21 protein-coding genes are annotated in these 19,380 nt (G+C 70.5%); 14 read left to right on the top strand and 7 right to left on the bottom strand.

Features of this window, described 5'->3' with window-relative positions; genetic code table 11:
* Positions 1–22: 22 nt before the first annotated feature.
* Both ACFYW9_RS34505 and ACFYW9_RS34500 read right to left on the bottom strand, forming a co-directional pair.
* Positions 23–2,479: an FtsX-like permease family protein gene (locus ACFYW9_RS34505; protein ID WP_389158926.1), complete on the bottom strand. Its 2,457-nt coding sequence runs from the start codon at positions 2,477–2,479 to the stop codon at positions 23–25.
* Positions 2,473–3,210, bottom strand: a complete 738-nt coding sequence (locus tag ACFYW9_RS34500; RefSeq protein WP_389158923.1) for an ABC transporter ATP-binding protein — start codon at positions 3,208–3,210, stop codon at positions 2,473–2,475. The genes ACFYW9_RS34505 and ACFYW9_RS34500 overlap by 7 nt, the downstream gene beginning before the upstream one ends.
* 199 nt (positions 3,211–3,409) lie before the next feature.
* Here ACFYW9_RS34500 and ACFYW9_RS34495 point away from each other — a divergent pair, with 199 nt between their 5' ends.
* Complete coding sequence (locus tag ACFYW9_RS34495; protein ID WP_389159011.1) at positions 3,410–4,681, top strand: sensor histidine kinase; 1,272 nt, start codon at positions 3,410–3,412, stop codon at positions 4,679–4,681.
* Positions 4,645–5,313: a response regulator gene (locus tag ACFYW9_RS34490; protein ID WP_389158920.1), complete on the top strand. Its 669-nt coding sequence runs from the start codon at positions 4,645–4,647 to the stop codon at positions 5,311–5,313. The genes ACFYW9_RS34495 and ACFYW9_RS34490 overlap by 37 nt, the downstream gene beginning before the upstream one ends.
* Here the strand turns inward: ACFYW9_RS34490 and ACFYW9_RS34485 are convergent.
* Positions 5,251–5,832: a hypothetical protein gene (locus ACFYW9_RS34485; protein WP_389158917.1), complete on the bottom strand. Its 582-nt coding sequence runs from the start codon at positions 5,830–5,832 to the stop codon at positions 5,251–5,253. The two genes, ACFYW9_RS34490 and ACFYW9_RS34485, sit on opposite strands and share 63 nt — an antisense overlap.
* A 485-nt stretch (positions 5,833–6,317) precedes the next feature.
* Here ACFYW9_RS34485 and ACFYW9_RS34480 point away from each other — a divergent pair, with 485 nt between their 5' ends.
* From ACFYW9_RS34480 to ACFYW9_RS34460, 5 genes are all read left to right on the top strand, one after another.
* Positions 6,318–6,521, top strand: a complete 204-nt coding sequence (locus ACFYW9_RS34480; protein ID WP_103550103.1) for a cold-shock protein — start codon at positions 6,318–6,320, stop codon at positions 6,519–6,521.
* Between the two features lie 464 nt (positions 6,522–6,985).
* A complete protein-coding gene (locus tag ACFYW9_RS34475) occupies positions 6,986–8,485 on the top strand; it encodes a DEAD/DEAH box helicase (protein ID WP_351872749.1) in 1,500 nt (499 codons plus the stop codon).
* A 439-nt stretch (positions 8,486–8,924) separates the two neighbouring features.
* A complete protein-coding gene (locus ACFYW9_RS34470) occupies positions 8,925–9,128 on the top strand; it encodes a hypothetical protein (protein WP_351874791.1) in 204 nt (67 codons plus the stop codon).
* Positions 9,129–9,223: 95 nt separating this feature from the next.
* On the top strand, positions 9,224–9,541 hold the full coding sequence (locus ACFYW9_RS34465) for an SCO5918 family protein (protein ID WP_389158910.1): 318 nt from the start codon (positions 9,224–9,226) through the stop codon (positions 9,539–9,541).
* A 129-nt stretch (positions 9,542–9,670) separates the two neighbouring features.
* Positions 9,671–10,210, top strand: a complete 540-nt coding sequence (locus ACFYW9_RS34460) for a GNAT family N-acetyltransferase (protein ID WP_389158906.1) — start codon at positions 9,671–9,673, stop codon at positions 10,208–10,210.
* Positions 10,211–10,463: 253 nt separating this feature from the next.
* Here the strand turns inward: ACFYW9_RS34460 and ACFYW9_RS34455 are convergent, their stop codons facing one another.
* Positions 10,464–11,561, bottom strand: coding sequence for a phosphatidylinositol-specific phospholipase C domain-containing protein (locus ACFYW9_RS34455; RefSeq protein WP_389158903.1), 1,098 nt, complete (start codon positions 11,559–11,561; stop codon positions 10,464–10,466).
* A 372-nt stretch (positions 11,562–11,933) separates the two neighbouring features.
* Here ACFYW9_RS34455 and ACFYW9_RS34450 point away from each other — a divergent pair, with 372 nt between their 5' ends.
* From ACFYW9_RS34450 to ACFYW9_RS34430, 5 genes are all read left to right on the top strand, one after another.
* Positions 11,934–12,275 (top strand): metalloregulator ArsR/SmtB family transcription factor, encoded by a 342-nt coding sequence (locus ACFYW9_RS34450; RefSeq protein ID WP_351874702.1) that lies wholly within the window; start codon positions 11,934–11,936, stop codon positions 12,273–12,275.
* A gap of 3 nt (positions 12,276–12,278) precedes the next feature.
* Positions 12,279–12,791, top strand: coding sequence for an SRPBCC family protein (locus ACFYW9_RS34445; protein ID WP_389158899.1), 513 nt, complete (start codon positions 12,279–12,281; stop codon positions 12,789–12,791).
* Positions 12,791–13,459, top strand: a complete 669-nt coding sequence (locus tag ACFYW9_RS34440) for a dihydrofolate reductase family protein (RefSeq protein ID WP_389158896.1) — start codon at positions 12,791–12,793, stop codon at positions 13,457–13,459. Before ACFYW9_RS34445 ends, ACFYW9_RS34440 begins: the two co-directional genes overlap by 1 nt.
* A 445-nt stretch (positions 13,460–13,904) precedes the next feature.
* The gene (locus ACFYW9_RS34435) at positions 13,905–15,470 is read left to right on the top strand and encodes an alpha/beta hydrolase (RefSeq protein WP_389158893.1); all 1,566 of its coding nucleotides are present in this window, start codon (positions 13,905–13,907) and stop codon (positions 15,468–15,470) included.
* A 61-nt stretch (positions 15,471–15,531) separates the two neighbouring features.
* Complete coding sequence (locus ACFYW9_RS34430) at positions 15,532–15,762, top strand: hypothetical protein (RefSeq protein ID WP_389158890.1); 231 nt, start codon at positions 15,532–15,534, stop codon at positions 15,760–15,762.
* A gap of 189 nt (positions 15,763–15,951) precedes the next feature.
* On the opposite strand, the gene ACFYW9_RS34425 is transcribed toward ACFYW9_RS34430, so the two are convergent.
* Entirely contained in the window at positions 15,952–16,650 is a 699-nt protein-coding gene (locus ACFYW9_RS34425) for an alpha/beta fold hydrolase (RefSeq protein ID WP_389158887.1), read from the bottom strand.
* A 644-nt stretch (positions 16,651–17,294) separates the two neighbouring features.
* Between ACFYW9_RS34425 and ACFYW9_RS34420 the strand changes: the two genes are divergently transcribed.
* Entirely contained in the window at positions 17,295–17,531 is a 237-nt protein-coding gene (locus ACFYW9_RS34420) for a hypothetical protein (RefSeq protein ID WP_389158884.1), read from the top strand.
* 151 nt (positions 17,532–17,682) lie between these two features.
* Positions 17,683–18,120, top strand: coding sequence for an SMI1/KNR4 family protein (locus ACFYW9_RS34415; protein WP_389158881.1), 438 nt, complete (start codon positions 17,683–17,685; stop codon positions 18,118–18,120).
* A 14-nt stretch (positions 18,121–18,134) separates the two neighbouring features.
* Here ACFYW9_RS34415 and ACFYW9_RS34410 read toward each other — a convergent pair whose 3' ends face one another.
* Entirely contained in the window at positions 18,135–18,509 is a 375-nt protein-coding gene (locus ACFYW9_RS34410; RefSeq protein ID WP_389158878.1) for a signal peptidase I, read from the bottom strand.
* 75 nt (positions 18,510–18,584) lie between these two features.
* Complete coding sequence (locus ACFYW9_RS34405) at positions 18,585–19,355, bottom strand: TauD/TfdA family dioxygenase (RefSeq protein WP_389158875.1); 771 nt, start codon at positions 19,353–19,355, stop codon at positions 18,585–18,587.
* Between the last annotated feature and the right edge of the window lie 25 nt (positions 19,356–19,380).

Raw genomic sequence — 19,380 nt, 5'->3', positions numbered from 1 at the left:
GCAGGCCGGCGCCGGTCAGAGGTCACTCGCGTACGCCCGCCAGCTCCACCGCCCTACGGCGCAGGGAGAGGGCGGCCGGAGCGACCGCCGAGTTCACGGCGAGCACCGCGCAGGCACCCAGGACCGCCGCGAGCGTCGCCCACGGGATCTCGATGGACGTCCACACCGAGAGCAGGCCCAGCGCGCTCCACATGCCCACCAGGTTGAGCCCGGCGACCAGCGCGCCCAGCAGTCCGCCCACCATGACCACCATCACTGCCTCGGCGCCCACCAGCCGCAGCACCTGCCACCTGGTGGCGCCGGCCAGCCGCAGCACCGCCAGCTCGCGGACCCGGTCGGAGGTCGCCATGACCATCGTGTTGGCCAGGGAGATCCCGGTGTAGAGGAGGGCGATCCCGAGGACCAGGAAGAAGCCCATTCGGGTCGTCCGGTTGGTCTCGGGGTAGGTCGCGCGCACCCAGGCGTCCCTGGTGAGGACCTCCCCGCCCGACGCGCGCACCGCCTGACGCAGACCGGCCGCCACGGCGCCCGCGTCGGCACCGTCCGCGAGGCGTACGTCGACCCGGTCGACGGTCGTCGCGGGGGCGTTGCGCGGGGTGACGTAGACGCCGTTGTCGCCGGTGCCGGTGGTCATGACCGCGGCGATCTTCAGGGACTTCCTCGTGCCGTCTCCGAGCCACACGTTCACCCGCTCGCCCACGGCGTGTTTCTCCCACTCCTCGTTGACGATGATCGAGTCGTCGTCCAGATCGCTCACCTTCCCCGCGGCGAGCGGGAGACGGGCCGTTGCCGCGAGTGGTTTTGGCTCGACGGCCCTGGCGTCGGACCTGATGAGCGCCACGCCGTCCTCCAGGACGTACACGGCACTGGACGAGCTCGCCGAGACCTCGGTACCGGGCACGGCCCGGAGCCGCTTCAGCGTCACCTCGTCGAAGCCGGCGTCGCCCGCCGCGGTGACCACGAAGTCGGCGGCCGTCTGCTCGCGCACCTCGGTGGCCTTCGCCTCGTCGAGGGTGGCGGTGGCGCCCAGCAGTGAGCCCGCCAGCGCGACCGTGACCAGCACGGGTGCGGCGACGGCGGCGGTACGGCGCACCCCGGCAGCGGCGTTCTCCCGTACCAGCATCCCGCCGGCGCCGGGCAGTTGGGCCGGCAGCCAGGCGATCAGCCGGGCCAGTGGCCGTACCAGCACCGGTGCGAGCAGCGCGACCGCGGTGATCAGCAGCATGGGCCGGCTCACATAGGTCTTGCGCTGCAGCAGGTCACCCGGGTTCGTCACCAGGGCCAGGGCCAGCGTCACCACAGCGGTGATCAGCAGCGCCGCACCGAACAGCCAGCGGCCCCACGTCATCGCCCGCGTGTCCACGGACGCCTCACGCAACGCCTCGGTGGGACCGGTACGACCCGCCCGCCAGGACGCGGCCAGCACACCGCACAGAGCCACGAACAGACCTGTCGAGAACGCCATGCAGTAAGGCCAGGTGTAGTGGCCGATGGTGAACCAGCGGGGCGCGAGGCTCTCGTCGACCGCCCACCGGGCGAGCCGGGGAGCCCCGTAGGAACCGAGCACGCAGCCGGCGGCCGAGGCGAGCACACCGACCACCAGCGCCTCGGAGACGACCATGCGGCGGATCTGCCCCGGCGTCGCCCCGGCGGTGCGCAGCAACCCGAACTCGCGGCGCCGCTGGGCCACCGCGAACGCGAAGGTCGAGGCCACCACGAACACCGACACGAACCCGGTGACGCCGCCGGCCGTGCCGAACATGGCGTTCATCGCGGTCAGGGCCTCGCTGTCCCGGTCGGGGTCGGCGTCGGCGTACCGGCGCGCGTTCCCGGTGAGGACCCGGACGCCCGCGCTGCCGCGCACCGCCTCGCGCACGGCCGCCGCATCGGCGTCGACCACCGACTGGAGGCTGGGCGGCGACAGTTCGGCGGCGCGGGCGTCGGTGTAGAACACGGCGTTCTCGAAGCCGAGCCCGGCCACGGTGCCCACGACGCGCACGGTGCCGTCGCCGGTGTGCACCCGGGTGCCCGGACGCGCCCAGTCACCGCTGACGACGACCTCATCCGCGGCCTCGGGCGCGCGTCCCGCATCGAGCTCGTACGGTGCGAAGGCCGCGGTCGACCAGGGGTGTCCCACCAGATCGGCGGGGCCGCCCTCAGCCCGCACGGTGAACGACCGGTCCTCGACGACGGTCCCGAGGTCCCGCAGCTTCGTGATCACGGCGTCGGGCACGGCACGCGGCTGCGCGAGCTTCTGAGTGCGGTCGTCGATCGAGGTAGGCACCTCCAGGGTGTCCTGGCCCCTGACGACGACTGGCGCGGCGGCGAACCGCTCCGGCCCCCGGTCGGGTGCGTCCAGCGAGGACGCCAGGGCCAACCCCATGACGGTGATCAGCGCCACACCCAGGGAGAGGGCGACGAAACTACCGACGAAAGTGATCCAGCGGGTGCGCAGGGTGCGCAGCGTGGTGCTCAGCACGGCGCCGCCTCGAGATGGGTCATGCGCCCTGCGATGTCCTCGGCGGAGGCACCGATCAGCTCGCCGTTGACACGGCCGTCGACGAGGAAGACGACACGGTCGGCGTAGGAGGCGGCGATGGGATCGTGGGTGACCATGATGATCGTCTGGCCGTCCCGGTCGACCATGCCGCGCAGCAGGGTCAGCACCTCACGGCCGGTCTGCGAGTCCAGTGCGCCGGTCGGCTCATCGCCGAACAGCACTTCAGGTCGGGTGATCAGGGCGCGGGCCAGGGCGACCCGCTGCTGCTGGCCGCCGGACATCTCCGTCGGTCGGTGCCGCGCCCGGTCGCAGAGTCCGACCTGCTGGAGCACCTCGCGCACCTGTGCCTTCTTCGGGCGGCGGCCGGCCAGCCGCAGCGGCAGGGCCACGTTCTGCTCGGCGGTCAGCGAGGGCAGCAGGTTGAACGCCTGGAACACGAAGCCGATGCGCTCGCGGCGAAGCAGGGTCAGCCTGGTCTCGCTCAGTCCGGTCAGCTCCGTGTCGCCCACAGTGACCGAGCCCGAGGTGGGCCGGTCCAGGCCTGCGGCGCACTGCAGCAGGGTCGACTTGCCGGACCCGGACGGGCCCATCACGGCGGTGAAGGTCCCCCTCGGGAAGGCGAGCGATACCTGGTCGAGGGCGGTGACGGACGTGCCGCCCGAGCCGTACCGCCGGGTTACGGAACGCAACCGGATCGCGTCGTTGCTCATATGTTCCCCCACCAGTACCTGCTCCTTGGCTCGTTGGTGCCTCCACAAAACCGCGGAAGCCCCTCGTGACGCAGTACGGCGAGAACGAGACTTGGGGTAGTGCCAGGCATACCCCCGATACGCGCCCTGGACCGATGGCACCGGACCGGTGGGGCCACTTACGGTCATGCACATGCACTCTCGGAACGTGTGGCAGGCCATGTCCCGGCCGGGCTTCCTGCTGTCGGCCTGGCCTTGGCGCTCCGCCGGTTATCTGCTCACCGGCGCGGTGACCGGAGCCACCGCCCTGGTGGGGATCGTGACGGTGGCAGCGGTCTGCGGTGCGCTCGCCATCGTCTTGGTGGGGCTGCCGCTGCTCGTCCTGGTCGCCCTCAGCGGGATCCCGATGGCCGAGGTGGAGCGGCGCAGGCTGCGCCTGATCGACCGCAACCCGGTGTCCGGCCGGCACCAGGTGCCGGCCGCGCCGGGACTGTGGGCCTGGCTGACCACCCGGCTGCGCGAACAGGCGACCTGGCGGGAGCTCGGGTACGCGCTGTTGTTCGCCGGGCTGCTGTGGCCGGTCGATGCCCTGGCGATCACGGTCGCCCTGCTCTTCCCGCTGTCCATGGTCTCCACCCCGCTGCTGATGGCCACGGTCGGCGACGGCCATGAAGCGAAGGTGCTCAAGCAGTGGACGGTCACCACCTGGCCGACCGCCTTCGGCGTCGCCGTGCTGGGCCTGCTCCTGATGGGTCTGTGCGCTTACGTACTCGGTGTCACGGCGGGCGCCCGCGCCGAGCTGGCCCGGCTGCTGATCGCCTCCCGCGAGGGCGAGCTCGGCGCCAAGGTGGTCGAACTGGCCCGCTCCCGCGTCCGGTTGGTCGAGGCCTTCGAGGCCGAGCGGCGCCGTATCGAGCGCGATCTGCACGACGGCGCCCAACAGCGCCTCGTGGCCCTGACGATGGCCCTCGGGCTGGCCCGCCTCGACGCCCCGCCCGGCCCGCTCGCGGACCAGCTCACCAAGGCCCAGGAGGAGGCGGGCAAGGCGCTCGCGGAGCTGCGCGAACTCATCCACGGCATCCACCCCAGGGTCCTCACGGACTACGGCCTGGAGGCCGCCGTCGCCGACGCCGCCGACCGCTGCGTGGTCCCCGTCGACGTCGACCTCGAACTGCCGGGCCGGCCAGCCCAGGCGGTCGAGTCCGCGGCGTACTTCGTGGTCTGCGAGGCGCTGGCCAACGTCGCCAAACACAGCGGGGCCGACGGCGCGCAGGTGAGCGGCGGTCATCGCGACGGACGCCTGTTCCTCGAGGTGCGCGACGACGGCCGCGGCGGCGCGGACCCCTCGGCGGGCAGCGGCCTCACCGGTCTCGCGGACCGGGTATCGGTCCTGGATGGCAGACTTGCCCTGACCAGTCCGCCGGGTGGACCGACTCTGTTGCGTGTGGAGTTTCCTTGCGAGTTGACCAAGGCGGCCGACCGCTCCGCGTAGCGCTGGCCGAAGACAGCGTGCTGCTACGGGAAGGGCTCATCGGCCTGCTCGGCCGCTGCGGCCACGAGGTGGTGTCGGCCGTCGGGGACGCGCAGGCACTGGTCGCCGCGGTCGAGGAGCATGCCCCCGACATCGTGGTGACGGACGTACGCATGCCGCCCGGTTTCCAGGACGAGGGCCTGCACGCGGCAGTGCGGCTGCGCGCGAAGCGCCCCACACTGCCGGTCCTGGTCCTCAGCCAGTACGTGCAACGGACGTACGCCGCCGAACTCCTGGACTCCGGCGACGGATCAGGCGTCGGCTATCTGCTCAAGGACCGGGTGGGCCAGGTCGAGGAATTCGTGGAAGCGCTGCACAAGGTGGCGGACGGCGGGACGGTGGTCGACCCGGAGGTGGTGCGCCAATTGCTGCGCCGCCGCCGCGATCCGCTGGAGCGGCTCACCCCGCGCGAACGCGAGGTGCTGGCACTGATCGCCGAAGGCAGGTCCAACGGCGCGATCGCCAAGGAGCTGGTGGTTTCCGAAGCGGCGATCGGCAAGCACATCGGCAACATCCTCACCAAGCTGGACCTACCTTTGACGGACAAGACCCACCGCAGGGTCCTGGCCGTGCTCACTTACCTGCGGGCCTGACCCCGACCGGGCGATACCGATGACCTCGCTCGTGCCGTGCCCTTCGATGGGGGCGGGAATGATCGCGAAGGCGATGTGCCACCGGCCGTTGCGGCAGGTGCCACGGAACGTCTTCGCCTTCGGCAGTTCAGAGCCCTTGCCGTTGCGGCTGAGCCGGAAGCGGACCCAGCCGCAGCCGGGCACCTTCACCCGAGCCCACCGGCGATTGAACCTGTGCACCACCACCGAGCGGCCCACGACCTGCCTGCCGGTCTTCGCGTTCAGCTTCGGCGAACCGTCCGCCTCGAACTCCGGGACGCGATCGGTGCCGATGACACGGAAGCCCTCGTGCACGAACTTCTTACGCCAGGTCGGCTCACCGAACCCGAACCCGAACCCGGACCTGAAGCGGGCGTTCTTGGCCGCAGCGAAATCCTTCAGCGCCTGTTGCTGCACGTCCGCGTTCCCGGCCGCGCTCAAGGTCAAGGTGGTGGGGCACTTCCGGGCGCGCCAGGTGCCTATGAGCTGAGACTCATGCACGTTCTTCGCGTGCGGACAGCCGCCCCACCCCACGCACCCCGGTCCCTTCGTGCCGGCGGCCCCGTGGCAGGCCTCTGGTGATCAAGGGTGGCGTGCGGTCTGCGCCGCGACGCGGGCAGCGGTGCGGGCGGGGTGCGGTTGTAGCGCCGGGGGTTTTCGCGCTTCACCGCATGGTTCCTGAACGGAAACGCTGTGACTCCGGCGATCCAATATCTATGGCGGCGAGGTGAGAAATCGACTCCAGGCGCGATGAGGATTTCTTGATCGACAGGCGGAGTGAAATAGCCGACAGCACGCAATCTACCGTTCCGTGCTAGTGTCGAGACCAGTTGCAGTTGTGGTTCCCAAAAACTTGTGAGCATCCACCCTGTTCTTGCAGGGTGGTGTTCTTCTGTGTATCCGGTCATTTCCGGCGGGTTAATCATCGCGGCGACGCGGAGTCCGCACAGTGCGGATCCCGAGCACCGTCCCGAAGGAGAATTGACATGGCTACTGGCACCGTGAAGTGGTTCAACGCGGAAAAGGGCTTCGGCTTCATCGAGCAGGACGGCGGCGGCGCCGACGTCTTCGCCCACTACTCGAACATCGCCAGCTCCGGCTTCCGTGAGCTCCAGGAAGGCCAGAAGGTCTCCTTCGACATCGCGCAGGGCCAGAAGGGCCCGACGGCGGAGAACATCGTTTCCGCCTGACACCGGCACGCACGGCGCAGCTGGGGCCCGCACCTTGGGGTGCGGGCCCCAGCTCGCCGCGTTTCCGTCGCACGGTCGCGGGCGTCCCGGCGGTCAGCGGTGAGTTCGCCCCGCCGCCGCGCCTGTGAGGTTCCAGGGTCGCCACTCGGGCCCTCGCCGACCTCCTGCCGGCGCACTTGATCCCGGTCCGCGTCCCCTCGCTGCAGATCCGCGCCCGCCCCGTTCCCGCCGCAGGCCCGCTGCCGACCTCATTCCAGGTCCGCGCATGAACGCCATTTCGCTTCACTCTGTATTTCTTCAGTTTTTCGGGACATCGCTGCCAATCCGGCAGGACATCCCATGAGAATTCTTCACCGGTCCCACGATTCGGTGCCGAATTTCGGTCGGCTCGTTCTCGCGATTCTCTGCGCCGCTCAACGGCTGCGGGAATTCCTTGATACGCGCCAGGTCAAGGAAGGTTCCGCATGAACCGCACACGTACGAATGATCGTTTCGCCCGCACGCGCACCGAGGGCGGCGGCTCCAGAAGGGGCGGCAGCCGCTTCGGGGCCACCTCCGCCGGCGGCCGTTCCGGCTCCTCCGGCAGGCCGAAGAGCTACGGACGTCAATCGGCCGCACCCCGGGGCGAGTTCGCGTTGCCGGAGACGATCACCCCCGCCCTGCCCGCCGTGCAGGAGTTCGCCGATCTCGCCCTGCCGGCGCCGCTGCTCGCGGCGCTCGGCCACGAAGGCGTGTCCGTCCCCTTCCCGATCCAGGGGGCGACCCTGCCGAACTCCCTCGCGGGTCGTGACGTACTCGGCCGGGGCCGCACCGGTTCCGGAAAGACCCTCGCCTTCGGCCTCGCGCTGCTGGCCCGCACCGCCGGGCAGCGCGCCGAGCCCCGCCAGCCGCTGGCCCTGGTCCTCGTACCCACCCGCGAACTGGCCCAGCAGGTCACCGACGCGCTCACCCCGTACGCCCGCTCCGTGCGGCTGCGGATGGCCACCGTGGTCGGCGGGATGTCGATCGGTCGGCAGGCCAGTGCCCTGCGCGGCGGGGCGGAAGTCGTCGTCGCGACTCCGGGCAGGCTCAAGGACCTCATCGAACGGGGCGACTGCCGGCTGAACCAGGTCGCCATCACCGTCCTCGACGAGGCCGACCAGATGGCCGACATGGGCTTCATGCCGCAGGTCACCGCACTGCTCGACCAGGTGCGTCCCGAGGGGCAGCGGATGCTCTTCTCCGCCACCCTGGACCGCAACGTCGATCTGCTGGTCCGCCGCTACCTGACCGATCCGGTGGTCCATTCGGTCGACCCGTCCGCGGGCGCGGTCACGACGATGGAACACCATGTCCTCCACGTGCACGCGGCGGACAAGAGCCGCACGACCACCGAGATCGCGGCACGCGACGGCCGGGTGATCATGTTCCTGGACACCAAGCACGCGGTGGACCGGCTGACCGAGCACCTGCTGAACAGCGGCGTCCGCGCCGCGTCCCTGCACGGCGGCAAGTCCCAGCCGCAGCGCACCCGGACCCTGGCCCAGTTCAAGACCGGGCACGTGACGGTTCTGGTGGCGACCAACGTCGCGGCACGCGGCATCCACGTCGACCAGCTGGACCTCGTGGTCAACGTCGACCCGCCGACCGATCCCAAGGACTATCTTCACCGCGGCGGCCGTACGGCCCGTGCCGGTGAGTCCGGAAGCGTCGTGACCCTGGTGATGCCGAACCAGCGCCGCGAGATGACCCGGCTGATGGCCGCCGCGGGCATCACTCCGCAGACCAGCCAGGTGCGTTCAGGAGAAGCGGAGCTGAGCCGGATCACAGGCGCCCAGGCGCCCTCGGGCGTGCCGGTCGTCATCCGCGCGCCGGTCACGGAGCGTCCGCGCCGTGCCGCTTCCGCCTCCTCCCGGGGCCGGCGTGGCCGCTCCGGCCAGGGCCGGTCCACCGGTACCGCCGCGCGTCGCACCCCCCAGGCCTAGAGCGGAAGCGGGGGGGGGGGGGGGGGGGGGGGGGGGGGGGGGCGGCGCCGGGGCCGCCCCGCCCCGCCCCCCCCCCCCCCCCGGCCCGCGGGCGCGGGCCGGCCCCGACACCCCCCCCCCCCCCCCCCCCCCCGCGGCGACCTCCGGCACACCGGTTCCCTGCCGCCCGTTCACGGGCGGCAGGGAACCGACGAACGAAGCCCTGCGCCGACGAATGACGCCGACGGCCCGTTCCCGAGAACGATGCCGACGGCCGGTCGCCGCATGTCCCGCCGTACTCACCCAGCAGGAGTCACCTTTGCCGCTCGTCCGGATGCAGCTGTGTTCCGAGGGATCCATCCCCACCGTCGTCGTCCCCAGTGGTGTCATCTCCGCTGGTGTCCTTTCCCCTGGCGTCGCGGAACACGCGGACGCCTCCGGACCGCGGGTACGGGCTGACATGACCGTCGAGGTGGCCCTGTCCGTCATGGCGGGCGCCCGTGTCGGGTATCTCCTCGTCTGCGACGCGGACGACCAGTGCACGGACTCGGTCACCGAGGCCCAGCTCGCCGCCGTCCGCGACGGGGCCGCGTACTCGGACCGGCTCCGCGTACGCGATGTCATCCGCCTGCGCCGCAACCCGGACGCGCTCGCCCCGGTCTGATCCTCGCCCTGGCCCCGCGAACGTTCCGCCCGTTCCCGGCGACCACCCATGCCCCGACCCCACCCGGCCCGTTCTCCCGCTACCTGTGAGGCACCATGCGCTGCGTCATCGCCCGCTTCCCGTTCGACCTCTCCAAGAGTGGAGTGCTGGCCTCGATGAAGGGGATCAAGCCCGAGCCGATCACGGGCGAGTCCGTGATCATCGGTCGCTGCCACTACCCCGTCAAGCAGGTGGGCGAGGTCATCACCCGCCAGGACCGCCGCGATTTCACGAGCGGGGAAGTGACCCGGGCCATGGCCCGCCTCGGTTTCACCTGCCGCACTCCGCAGGTGGCCACGCCCCCGAGCGCTCTCAGCCCGCTCCAGAACGCCTCCGCGCTGCTCGGCGGCGAGCACCTCCCCGCTCAGGCTTGAGGGACCGTCACGAGCCCGGCCCGGGCAAGTAGCCCGGCGACCCCGTCAACCGGGCGGCTGCAGACGGGCGTTGCCTTGTCGCGGCCATCCCTCCCTCCGGGCCGTTCGGCCACCTGTTAGCGTGCGCGGATGGAAGATCTGGGACCCGTGGCGTGGCCGCCTGAGCCGATCACGACCGAGAGGCTCGTACTTCGTGAGCCCGAGCCCCGGGACCGTGCGGCGTTCGTCGAGCTGCACGCCTCGCCGGAGGTGCACACCTACCTCGGCGGCCCCCGCCCGCGTGACGAGCTCGAGCGCGAGATGCCCGGGGTGCCCGAGCGGAGGCCCGGGAGTCTCGTCGTCGATCTCGACGGGTCGATGATCGGTCAGATCCTGCTCAGGAGAAATGAGGCGGACCGTCGCCCGGCCGCCGCGGGGAAGGCCGATCTCGGCTACCTGTTCCTGCCGCGGGCGTGGGGATTCGGGTACGCCGCCGAGGCGTGCGCGGCGGCACTCGGCTGGCTCGCCGACGCGCTTCCCGGCGAGCCGGTGGTGCTCACCACCCAGACCGCCAACGTCCGCTCGATGCGTCTCGCGGCGAAGCTGGGGTTCATCGAGGTGGAGCGGTTCGAGGCCTGGGGTGCCGAGCAGTGGCTCGGCATGCGGTCACCGGTCACGCCGTCCGGTTGAGTTCGCGACGCGACTGCAGGGAAGCGCCCGCCCCTTCGTGTGCGAGCGGCCCGCGACCGCGACTTGCCCGCGCGCATGCCGGCCGTCACCTCCGGCTTCGGAGCATGCGACGAGCCGGGTGCCCCGATCGGTGTTTTCGACCGGCCGGGACACCCGGCGGGTTGAGCGGCGGAGCGATGCGGCAGCAGAACCGTGGATCAGCCGTGGATCAGCTCTGGATCAGCTCTGGATCAGCTCTGGACCAGTCCCAGGATCAGCCGCGTGGCAGGACCAGTGACTGCACGTCCGGCAGGCCCCGCCAGTCGTTCGACGCGACCGTGGCGTGCGCCTTGGCCAGCAGCGCGACGCGTGCCGACGCGTCGGACGCCGACGGGCTGACGTCGTCGAGAGCCGGCGACACGTTCTGCGAGTCCGTCATGAACAGCAGGTAGTGGTTGGTGTCGTACCAACTCGTGTCGATGCCGTTGTCGACGTAACCGGCCGCGTCGCCGTCGAATGCCACGAACCAGGGCCGCAGCGTCGTGTCGGAGTAACGGCTGCGAGGGTCGCCCGACGCGGCGTTGTGCACCGAGGGGAAGATGTTCGCCTGCGCGGTGGTGCCCGCGGTGTGCAGGTTACGCAGGTAGGCCGCGTACTCCTTGTCCGTCCACAGGGTGTCGGTCGGGTTGTTCTCCTCGACCGTGCCGGGGATGATCTCCAGCAGCACCTTGCCCGCCAACTGCGCCCGGGTGGGCCAGTTTCCGGCCTTGGCGGCTTCGTCCAGGGTGGCGTACCGGCCACCGCCGGGCTTGTTCAGCAGGTCGTTCGGCTTGTAGACCAGGCCGCCCAGGTGCGCGGTGATCGACTGGTCCAGTTTGGCCGGGCTCATTCCGAGGTTGGCCTGGAAGCCGGCTTTCATCTCCAGCTTGATGATCAGCGGCCCATGCCCGGGGTGCGCGCCGAGCCACACCCGGACGTCGTCCAGGCAGCTCTCCAGGTTCTTGTTGGCGCTGCCGGTGTACAGGTCGGCGGCCGAGGAGGCGTTGACGCAGTTGTTGCCGTTGCTGGTCAGGCTGCTGTGACTGACCTTCCACTCCTGGGTGAAGAAGTCGTCCCAGACGTCCAGTTCGATCATCGAGGTGCCGGTGTCGAGGCCCTGGGCGAGGTAGGTGAACGCGTTGGGGTCGTAGGTGTTGTGGATCCCGGACGTGGTGGTGCCGGACACCTGTAAGGAGTTCGTGTCCCCGGCGGAGGCGGAGGCGGTGGCGTCTCCGACTCCGCCGGCGCCGGACGCCAGGAACAGACTCAGCACGCCGATCAGCGCGGTACGCGGCGCGGCGAGGGGGCGCAAGGAGAATCTACGGCGGTTCATCGAACCGGTCACGGCTCCTTCATCGTGGGGGTGACTATCCGTCGGGACGGTGACGGCTGTGCATGAATCGACGGAGACATGACACGTAACGCGATCGAGAATCCCGCTGTCAGCTACGCTTCCGGCCGATCTCGACGGAGCGGTTTGTGCCACAACGGGGTGACTGCGCATGAGACTTGCCGAAAGCGGTCGCGGGTCGTCGCGCGGATCGTGGACGCGGCCGAGCTCCACGGCTACGTCCTGGATCGCCAGGAGCAGCTGAAGCCGGCCGACGTCCTGCCGTCGGCTTCGGCGCCCCCGCGGCAAGCGATGGGCGAGACGCGGAGATGACCCCAGCTTGATGTATTCCGATATGGGAATATGATGGTTGCCATGGCACGAGCAGCGACGACCTCGGACGCGTTCAACGCGATCGCCGAGCCGCAGCGCCGGGACATCCTGGCGCTGCTGCGGGCGGGTGAGCGGCCGGTGACCGAGTTGGCCCGGGAGTTGGGGATGAGCCAGCCGGGGGCGTCCAAGCACCTGCGGGTGCTCCGGGAGGTGGGGCTGGTGCGGGTCCGCGGGGTGGGCAAGCAGCGCCTCTACGGCCTGGACGCCCGCGGACTGCGGCCGGTCCACGAGTGGGTCGGCGGATTCGAGCGGTTCTGGAACGAGAGTTTCGACCGGCTGGACACCTACGTGCAGGACCTCAAGCAGACACGGCAGGAGGACTGACCGATGGCAGAGGCAGAGGCAGGGCAGGGAACACGGGCTGAGCCGGAGACGGCCGACCGGGAGATCGTGATCTCCCGGGTCGTCGACGCCCCGCGGGAGCTGGTGTTCGAGGCGTTCACCGAGGTCCGGCACCTGTCGCGGTGGTGGGGTCCGGAGGGGTTCACCACCACCACGCGGTCCTTCGAGTTCCGCGAGGGCGGCGAGTGGGTGTTCGTGCTGCACGGGCCGGACGGGACCGACTACTCCGAGTGGATCCGCTGGCTGCGGATCGCCCCGCCGGAGCGGATCGCGCTGCTGCACGGTGAGTCACGCGACGACCCGAACGCCTTCGAGTCGGTCCTGACCTTCGCCCCGGACGGCGCGGCGACCCGGATCGTGATGCACACGGTGTTCCCCACCAAGGAACTGCGCGACGAGGCGGTCGAGAAGTACCACGCGATCGAGGGCGGCCGGCAGACCCTGGGCAACCTGGCGGCCTACGTCACCGAGATCCTTCGGAAGGGGGCGGAGAACTGATGGCCGGGAAGGTGTTCTTCAGCGTGTCGATGTCCCTGGACGGCTTCATCGCGCCCGAGCCCGTGCCCGTCGAGGACGAGCTCTTCGCGCCCGGCAGGCAGAACGACCCGGACGTGCGGCGCTGGATGGCACAGTGGACGGAACTGCAGCAGTGGGTCTTCCCGCTGCGGTTCTTCCGGGAGAACCTGAAGTTCGGCGAGGGCGGCGAGGAGGGACGCGACAACGACATCGCGCGGGAGACGTTCGAGCGCACCGGCGCGAGCGTCATGGGCAAGCGCATGTTCGACCTCGGCGAGCGGTCATGGCCGGAGGAGGCGCCCTTCCACACCCCGGTCTTCGTCGTGACGCACGCCAAGCGTGACCCGTGGGAGCGGCCCGGCGGCACCACGTTCCACTTCGTCAACGACGGTATCGAGCACGCCGTCGACCAGGCCCGCGAGGCCGTCGGCGACCGCGACGTCCGCATCGCCGGCGGCGGCGCGACGATCCTGGAGCACCTGAACGCCGGCCTGGTCGACGAGTTCTCGATCGCGCTGTCACCGGTGCTTTTCGGCGCCGGCACCCGTCTGTTCGACGGCGTGGACGCGTCCAGGGTCGCGCTGGAGCCGGTCCGTTCGGAGCCGTCGTCGCGAGTGACGCACCTGACCTACGCCGTGCACCCACGGTAGCCGCGCCACCGGTCACCCCGGCGACCCGAGCACCACGGCGCACACACGTGAACCAGCCGGCCACCACGGCCGACCGCGTACAGCCGCATCCCTCGGCCCTGTTGAGGTGCTGTCCTCAGTGGCTTGCATCGTTGTTTTCAGCTCGACAGCGATCGCTCCGTGGGCCTGGCTTTGTTCATGAGACGGGTTGCCGCGCCGGGGCCGGTACCTGTCCGCCGGTTGTCGGGTCTGGGCGACGCCCGCACACCGGTGGCCGAGCCGTGTCCCCGTCCGCCACCGGCTGACCGGCCGTGACGGGCCCGCCGCCCCGGACATCGCGCGCCGGGCGTCCGGCCGTGCTGTCGGAGGCGGCTTGTATCCTGCACGCATTCGACGATCGGACGATCACGGATACGGGCACGCGGGCACGGGGCGGGCGTCCAGGGGCGGGAGCGCGGGGATTTCGATGAGTGACGCACATCCGATACGAAGCCGCGAACCGGGCCTCTCGGTCGGCGCGCGCATCATCACCGTGGTCGTCCTCGTCGCGATAGGGGCCGTCAGCGCCTGGCTCCAGCACGACGCTCCCGGCCGGAGCGCGGAGCCGCGTACGGAGTTCACCGCGAACAACCCGCCCGCCGGTCTGCCCACCGCGCTCACCACCGGCCAGCACCTCCACTGGTCCAGCTGCACCTCGCCGCCCACCGCGCGCACGGGCTACGACTGCGCCACCATGAAGGCCCCCCTCGACTACCGGAAACCGGACGGCAGGACGATCGAGGTCGCTCTGATCCGCCGCAAGGCCAACGGTCCGAACTCCCGGCGCATCGGCTCGCTCGTCCTCAACTTCGGCGGCCCCGGCGCGTCCGGCGTGAGCGGACTGCCCGAATTCCTCAACCAGTACGAGCCGCTCCTCGACCGCTACGACCTGGTGTCCTTCGACCCGCGCGGCGTCGGCGCGACCGTCCCCGTGCGATGCGGGAAGACCGCGGACGACACCGGATACGACGGGGCCGACGCCTGCGCCGAGCATTCCGGGGAGCTCCTCCCGTACATCGGCACCTCACACACCGCGCGCGACCTCGACCTGATGCGCTACCTCCTCGGCGACGAGCGGCTGCACTACTTCGGCGTCTCGTACGGAACGGCGCTCGGCGCGGTCTACGCCCACCTGTACCCGTCGCACGTCGGACGGCTCGTCCTCGAAGCGTCCGTCGATCCGACCGAGGACCTCGACGAGGAGCAGGTGTCACAAGTCAAGGCGGTCCAGGCGGCGTTCGACCGGTTCGCCGCGCACTGCGCGGCCCGTATCCGCCGCTGCCCGACCGGCGACGGGCCCGAGGAGGCCGCGCGGCGCATGGCGCGCCTGGCCGACCGCCTGGAGAAGAAGCCCGCCCCGGCCGGCGCCGGAAGGAACCTCGACGCCGACGACCTCGCGTACGCCGTCAGCGACCATCTCGACCTCGGTACGGAGGGCTGGGCGCCGCTCGCCAAGGCCCTCGCCGCGCTGATCGACCACAACGACGGCCGTCCGCTGAGCAAGGGCGTGGACGACATCGGCTCCGCCGACCGCTCCGCCGACCGCGCGGCGACCCCGCGCGACAGCAGCCGCGCTGCCCGGACGGCGATCACCTGTGCGGACTCCAGCCTGCGCCCCGGCTTCGAACGCCTCGACCGGGACGAGGCCCGCGTCAAAGCCGCCTCACCTGTCTTCGGCGCTGCCTGGTCCACCGGCGTCTATCTCTGCTACGACTGGCCGTTCGGCGGCGAGCGCACCACGCTCCAGGTGAACGCCGACGGCGCGGCCCCCGTCCTGGTGGTCGGCGGCACCGGCGACCCGACCACCCCCTACCCCGGCGCCCGCCACATGGCCCGCGCCCTGGGCGACGGCGTCGGCGTGCTCCTGACGGCCGAGGAGGAGGGCCACGGCACGTACCCGCAGAACCGCTGCGTCACGGAGACGGTCGACCGCTACCTCCGCACGGGCCGGACCCCGGCCCCGGGGACGGTGTGCCGGGGCAGCATGTCCTGAGGTTCGTACGGATCCGCCGGGCGGCCGTCAGCACACCGGTTCGCTCGCATGGGCCCCGGGCGTGCACCACCGCACCGCCCGGTCCGAGACCGCTTTAGGGCGGCGCGACTGCGGGATGCGGGCCGCCGGCTGGGAGGACGCGAAGCGCATCTCCACCCTCCTCTACGGGGAGTCCTTCGTGCAGTCCTTCAAGAGGCTCGCGAGCCGTACAGCTGTGGCTTTCGGCCTTGGAGTCGCCACGGTGGTCAGTGGCCCGGGCATCGCTTCGGCCGAGGTGCACCCCCAGTACTGAACCTACGACTGCGAGGACGGAAGGGCCTGCGTTTCGTTTCGCCCCGGCCGACTACCGCGAGCGCCACGCGGTACGGCAGACTCGCGGTCCGCTACGAGGCGACCGTCCTCGTAGCGGCCGTCGACGAGTGGCTGTGATCAGCGCAGTTGATACGAGGCCGGCAAGGAATCCGCAAGCATGGAACTGCGGTCACACGCCGGCTGTGTCGAGGAGGATCTGCGCCAGTTCGCGTGGCTGGGAGAACATCGGCCAGTGGCCGGTGTCCATCTCGATCAGCCGCCAGCGCCCGCTGGTCAGCAGCTTGGCTACGTCGTCGCTCGGCTCGGGGTCACCGAGCGTGCACTTGATGTAAGTCGCCGGGAGGTCGCTGAGCGGCCTTTCCAGCACGGCGGGTTCGGTCAGCGTGGCACCCGGGTGTGGCGTCGAACCGCCGACGATCCGTGCGATCTGGTCATCGGTGAGACCGTGGCCCTCGAAGTGGGTCGCGGGCGCGACCGGCCAGAATCCGCCGTTCTCGGCGATCGACGCCCTCATCATCGCCCCGCCGTCCGGCCAGGCGGAGACGAACGGTTCACCATCGGCCGGAACACTGGAGTCAAGGAAGACCACGTGCGCCAGCCGGTCGCCGATCCGCCCGGCGGCCTGACCGCTTGGGATACCCGAGTAGCTGTGACCTACCAGGACGACTTCACGCAGGTCCTGGCGCTCGACCTCGTCAACGATGTCCTGGACGTGGGTCTGCTGCCCGGCCGACACGCCTTGCTTCTCGGCGAGACCGGACAGCGTCAGCGGGTGGATGCCATGGCCGGCCGCACGCAGGTGCGGTACCACATCGTCCCACGCCCACGATCCGAGTCGCGCACCTGCAATCAGCACGAAGTTCGCCATGGTCGCACCGTAGCGGAGCGGCCCGACGACCACTCCGGAAATACATTCGATGCGTGCCCTGGTCGAAGCCGGCGGGCCGGCCGCCCTTGCTGCCGCGAGGCCGGCGGTCGGCCGGCTGGTTCTTCGGCTCCGCCTCTGGCCCGTCACCACGGGAGGCGACGGACCAGACGGCGGAGCCGACGACGACATAAGTCGCTTTGAGCCGGTGTGACTTCGGTGTGACGCCACCGGTGCACAGCGGCCCCTCGGCACTACGATCGCCGACGGGCTCCACAGGCAGGTCGGCCGGGAGCTTGCCCGTCCCCAGGAACCGACGCCACGTTTGAGGCAGAGGCCTGAGTTCCAGCACCGCATCGGGCCGGACGCCGTCGCCTCCGGCGGCCGGGAACAGCACCAGCAGGGCGATCCCGCCCCAGGGCGGGTCGTACACCAGGGCATAGCGCTTGGGCACGGGGCCGGGCGCACAGGCCGTACGGGCCAAGTCCCTGGCCGTCGTCCCACCGGCTCCACGGAGTTGGTACGCCCCGTAGAGCGCCATGCCGACCGATACCACGAGCGGGAACCAGGCGTCGGGCAGTATCGAAGGGCCGACCAGCCAGCAGATCGCCAGCAGAAGAAGCGCGAAGACCAGTGCCGTGGCCAGGATGGACAGACCTGAGATGCTCCGCAGCGTCCGCACCCGCCACCACCGCACCGTGCGAATGTCCGCCTCACGACGGCTGCGTGCCGTGGGCCTGGTCAGCGCCGCCTGGCGCCGTGCCTCGGCCGTCAGCATCGCGTACGTGGGTGCGCCGGATCTCGGCGTCGGGCTTGTTCCATCGTCGTGCGACATCGGGCCCCTCTTCTCCGCGGGCATCACCCCGCGCCCCAAATGGCTGTAACGGGCACCGACTTTAGGCTCTCAAAGGTTTCGCAGGCGCACCGGGCCGGGCCAGGGGGACGAGCACCTCACGCTCCGCGGCGGGCAGTTCGGAAAGTGCGTGATGGCAGCGTCGAAATCGCCGAACTCGCCCGCGACGTAGGCTTTGGACCATGTGGAGAGAGACAGCGGCGCAGACCTTCCCCGGTGTGGGCCTGCGGGAGGCGGTTCAGGAGTCCGGCCTTGCCGTGGCGCAGGAGCGGCTCGGGCGGACCCTGCCGGCCGAACTGCGGGCGCTGCTCCTCGAGAGCGACGGGGTGATCGGACACACCGACACGGACACCGTCTGGCCCCTGGACCGGATCGTCGAGCAGAACCTTCTCTTCTGGTCGGACGAAACGCTCGCCCGGCTCTACATGCCCTTCGACGCTTTCCTCTTCTTCGGGGACAACGGTGGCGGGGACCAATTCGCCTTCGTGCAAAGGCCCGAGCGCCCCGACATCTTCGTCTGGGAGCACGAGAGCGACAGCCGTCGCTGGGTCGCCGGCGGTCTGCGGGACTACCTCGGCCGCGTGCTGAACTCCGGCGGGGACGACTGGTACCGGTCCTGATGTCCGCCGCTTCCTCAGATGCCCTGATCGGTCGCCTTGTAGCCGGGGAGTGAGGGCCATCGGACGGTCAGAACCACGGACTCTTCCTCCGCGAACCAGGAGTGGTCGACGCCTCGGCCCCACATGACATAGTCCCCCTGCTGGGCCAAGAGGACGCCGCGTCCGGGCAGTTCCACCCGGAAGCGCCCGCTGATGAGGACCAGCAGGGCGGTGCGCTCTTCGCCCGTCACCCACTGAGCCCGCTCATCGCCCTGCGGATGGACGCCCCATTTGATCTCCACGGCCTCGCTGTGCCGAGGATCGGAGACGTCCTTGAAGTGCCCCAGCAGCCACCCCCGGTCCAGTGCCCCGTCCTTGCCCGCATTGCCCACATACACGCTGTCGTTCATGGCTCGGAAGGTAGCAGCCGACTGCGTCGGTCAGTCCTCACGGGAGCGACTGCAGCCACATGGCCGGGGGGTGGGTCAGGTGACGGAGACGCGGCGCAGTTTGCGTGGGGTGTCGGGGTGATAGGCGGTGCGTGCGTGGAGGACGCGTCGGTTGTCCATGATCAGGATCTGGCCGGGCCGCCACCGGTGCGCGTACGTCACTTCGGGGATGTTCAGTGTCCGGTCGAGGGTGGCGAAGAGTTCGCGGTTCTGTCGTCCGGTGTAGCCGATCACGGCCGCGCCGTAGTTGCGGTGCGGGTCGGCGGGGTGGTCGAGCCCGATCCACAGCGCGTCCCCGCCCGTGACCGGGTCGACCTGTACGGGCGCCACCACCGGGTTGCCGTCGGGGCGTTCCACGTAGAAGCCCGAGACCCGGGACCAGTACTCGATCTCGATGCCGCGCAGCGTGTCCACCAGGGCGGCGGGGGCTGTCGCGAAGAAGGCGCGGCTGCTGGCGACCAGCGTCTCGCCGCCCTTGTCGGGGGCCTGGAGGCACTCCAGGCCGATGTAGCCGACCGGGTTGGCGTTCAGGAGGGCGTCGGTGTGCATCGGTATGGCGCCGGTGCGGAACTGCGAGTTGTCGGTGTCGGGCCGCTGTTCCTGGATGAGTTGTGTTCCGAACCCGTACGGCGTCGGCCGGCCGAGTGGGGCCATGAGGTCCTCGAGGGGCATCGGGTCCGGGCCTTGGGGTTCCAGGACGACGAAGCCGTGGCGCCGGAGCTTCTCCAGGTACGGTGCGCGGACGGTGCGGGGGCAGCGGGCGTCGGCGGCCCACTGCCGCATGTCGGTGTCGGTGGTGGGGTTCATGGCTGGTGTCTTTTCTGCTGGTCGG

The organism is Streptomyces sp. NPDC002698, from assembly GCF_042888945.1.
Lineage (GTDB): Bacteria > Actinomycetota > Actinomycetes > Streptomycetales > Streptomycetaceae > Streptomyces.
The sequence above is the reverse complement of the archived record's forward strand: the minus strand, read 5'-3'. Positions and strand labels throughout refer to the sequence as shown.

What these genes read in the sequence shown, in the direction of transcription:
- ACFYW9_RS34410 (WP_389158878.1), bottom strand. Translation starts at nt 18,509, where the DNA reads ATGAACGACAGCGTGTATGTGGGCAATGCGGGCAAGGACGGGGCACTG.
- ACFYW9_RS34420 (WP_389158884.1), top strand. Translation starts at nt 17,295, where the DNA reads ATGGACAGACCTGAGATGCTCCGCAGCGTCCGCACCCGCCACCACCGC.
- ACFYW9_RS34495 (WP_389159011.1), top strand. Translation starts at nt 3,410, where the DNA reads ATGTCCCGGCCGGGCTTCCTGCTGTCGGCCTGGCCTTGGCGCTCCGCC.
- ACFYW9_RS34475 (WP_351872749.1), top strand. Translation starts at nt 6,986, where the DNA reads ATGAACCGCACACGTACGAATGATCGTTTCGCCCGCACGCGCACCGAG.
- ACFYW9_RS34470 (WP_351874791.1), top strand. Translation starts at nt 8,925, where the DNA reads ATGACCGTCGAGGTGGCCCTGTCCGTCATGGCGGGCGCCCGTGTCGGG.
- ACFYW9_RS34415 (WP_389158881.1), top strand. Translation starts at nt 17,683, where the DNA reads ATGTGGAGAGAGACAGCGGCGCAGACCTTCCCCGGTGTGGGCCTGCGG.
- ACFYW9_RS34465 (WP_389158910.1), top strand. Translation starts at nt 9,224, where the DNA reads ATGCGCTGCGTCATCGCCCGCTTCCCGTTCGACCTCTCCAAGAGTGGA.
- ACFYW9_RS34460 (WP_389158906.1), top strand. Translation starts at nt 9,671, where the DNA reads ATGGAAGATCTGGGACCCGTGGCGTGGCCGCCTGAGCCGATCACGACC.
- ACFYW9_RS34450 (WP_351874702.1), top strand. Translation starts at nt 11,934, where the DNA reads ATGGCACGAGCAGCGACGACCTCGGACGCGTTCAACGCGATCGCCGAG.
- ACFYW9_RS34405 (WP_389158875.1), bottom strand. Translation starts at nt 19,355, where the DNA reads ATGAACCCCACCACCGACACCGACATGCGGCAGTGGGCCGCCGACGCC.
- ACFYW9_RS34425 (WP_389158887.1), bottom strand. Translation starts at nt 16,650, where the DNA reads ATGGCGAACTTCGTGCTGATTGCAGGTGCGCGACTCGGATCGTGGGCG.
- ACFYW9_RS34480 (WP_103550103.1), top strand. Translation starts at nt 6,318, where the DNA reads ATGGCTACTGGCACCGTGAAGTGGTTCAACGCGGAAAAGGGCTTCGGC.
- ACFYW9_RS34500 (WP_389158923.1), bottom strand. Translation starts at nt 3,210, where the DNA reads ATGAGCAACGACGCGATCCGGTTGCGTTCCGTAACCCGGCGGTACGGC.
- ACFYW9_RS34435 (WP_389158893.1), top strand. Translation starts at nt 13,905, where the DNA reads ATGAGTGACGCACATCCGATACGAAGCCGCGAACCGGGCCTCTCGGTC.
- ACFYW9_RS34445 (WP_389158899.1), top strand. Translation starts at nt 12,279, where the DNA reads ATGGCAGAGGCAGAGGCAGGGCAGGGAACACGGGCTGAGCCGGAGACG.
- ACFYW9_RS34440 (WP_389158896.1), top strand. Translation starts at nt 12,791, where the DNA reads ATGGCCGGGAAGGTGTTCTTCAGCGTGTCGATGTCCCTGGACGGCTTC.
- ACFYW9_RS34455 (WP_389158903.1), bottom strand. Translation starts at nt 11,561, where the DNA reads ATGAACCGCCGTAGATTCTCCTTGCGCCCCCTCGCCGCGCCGCGTACC.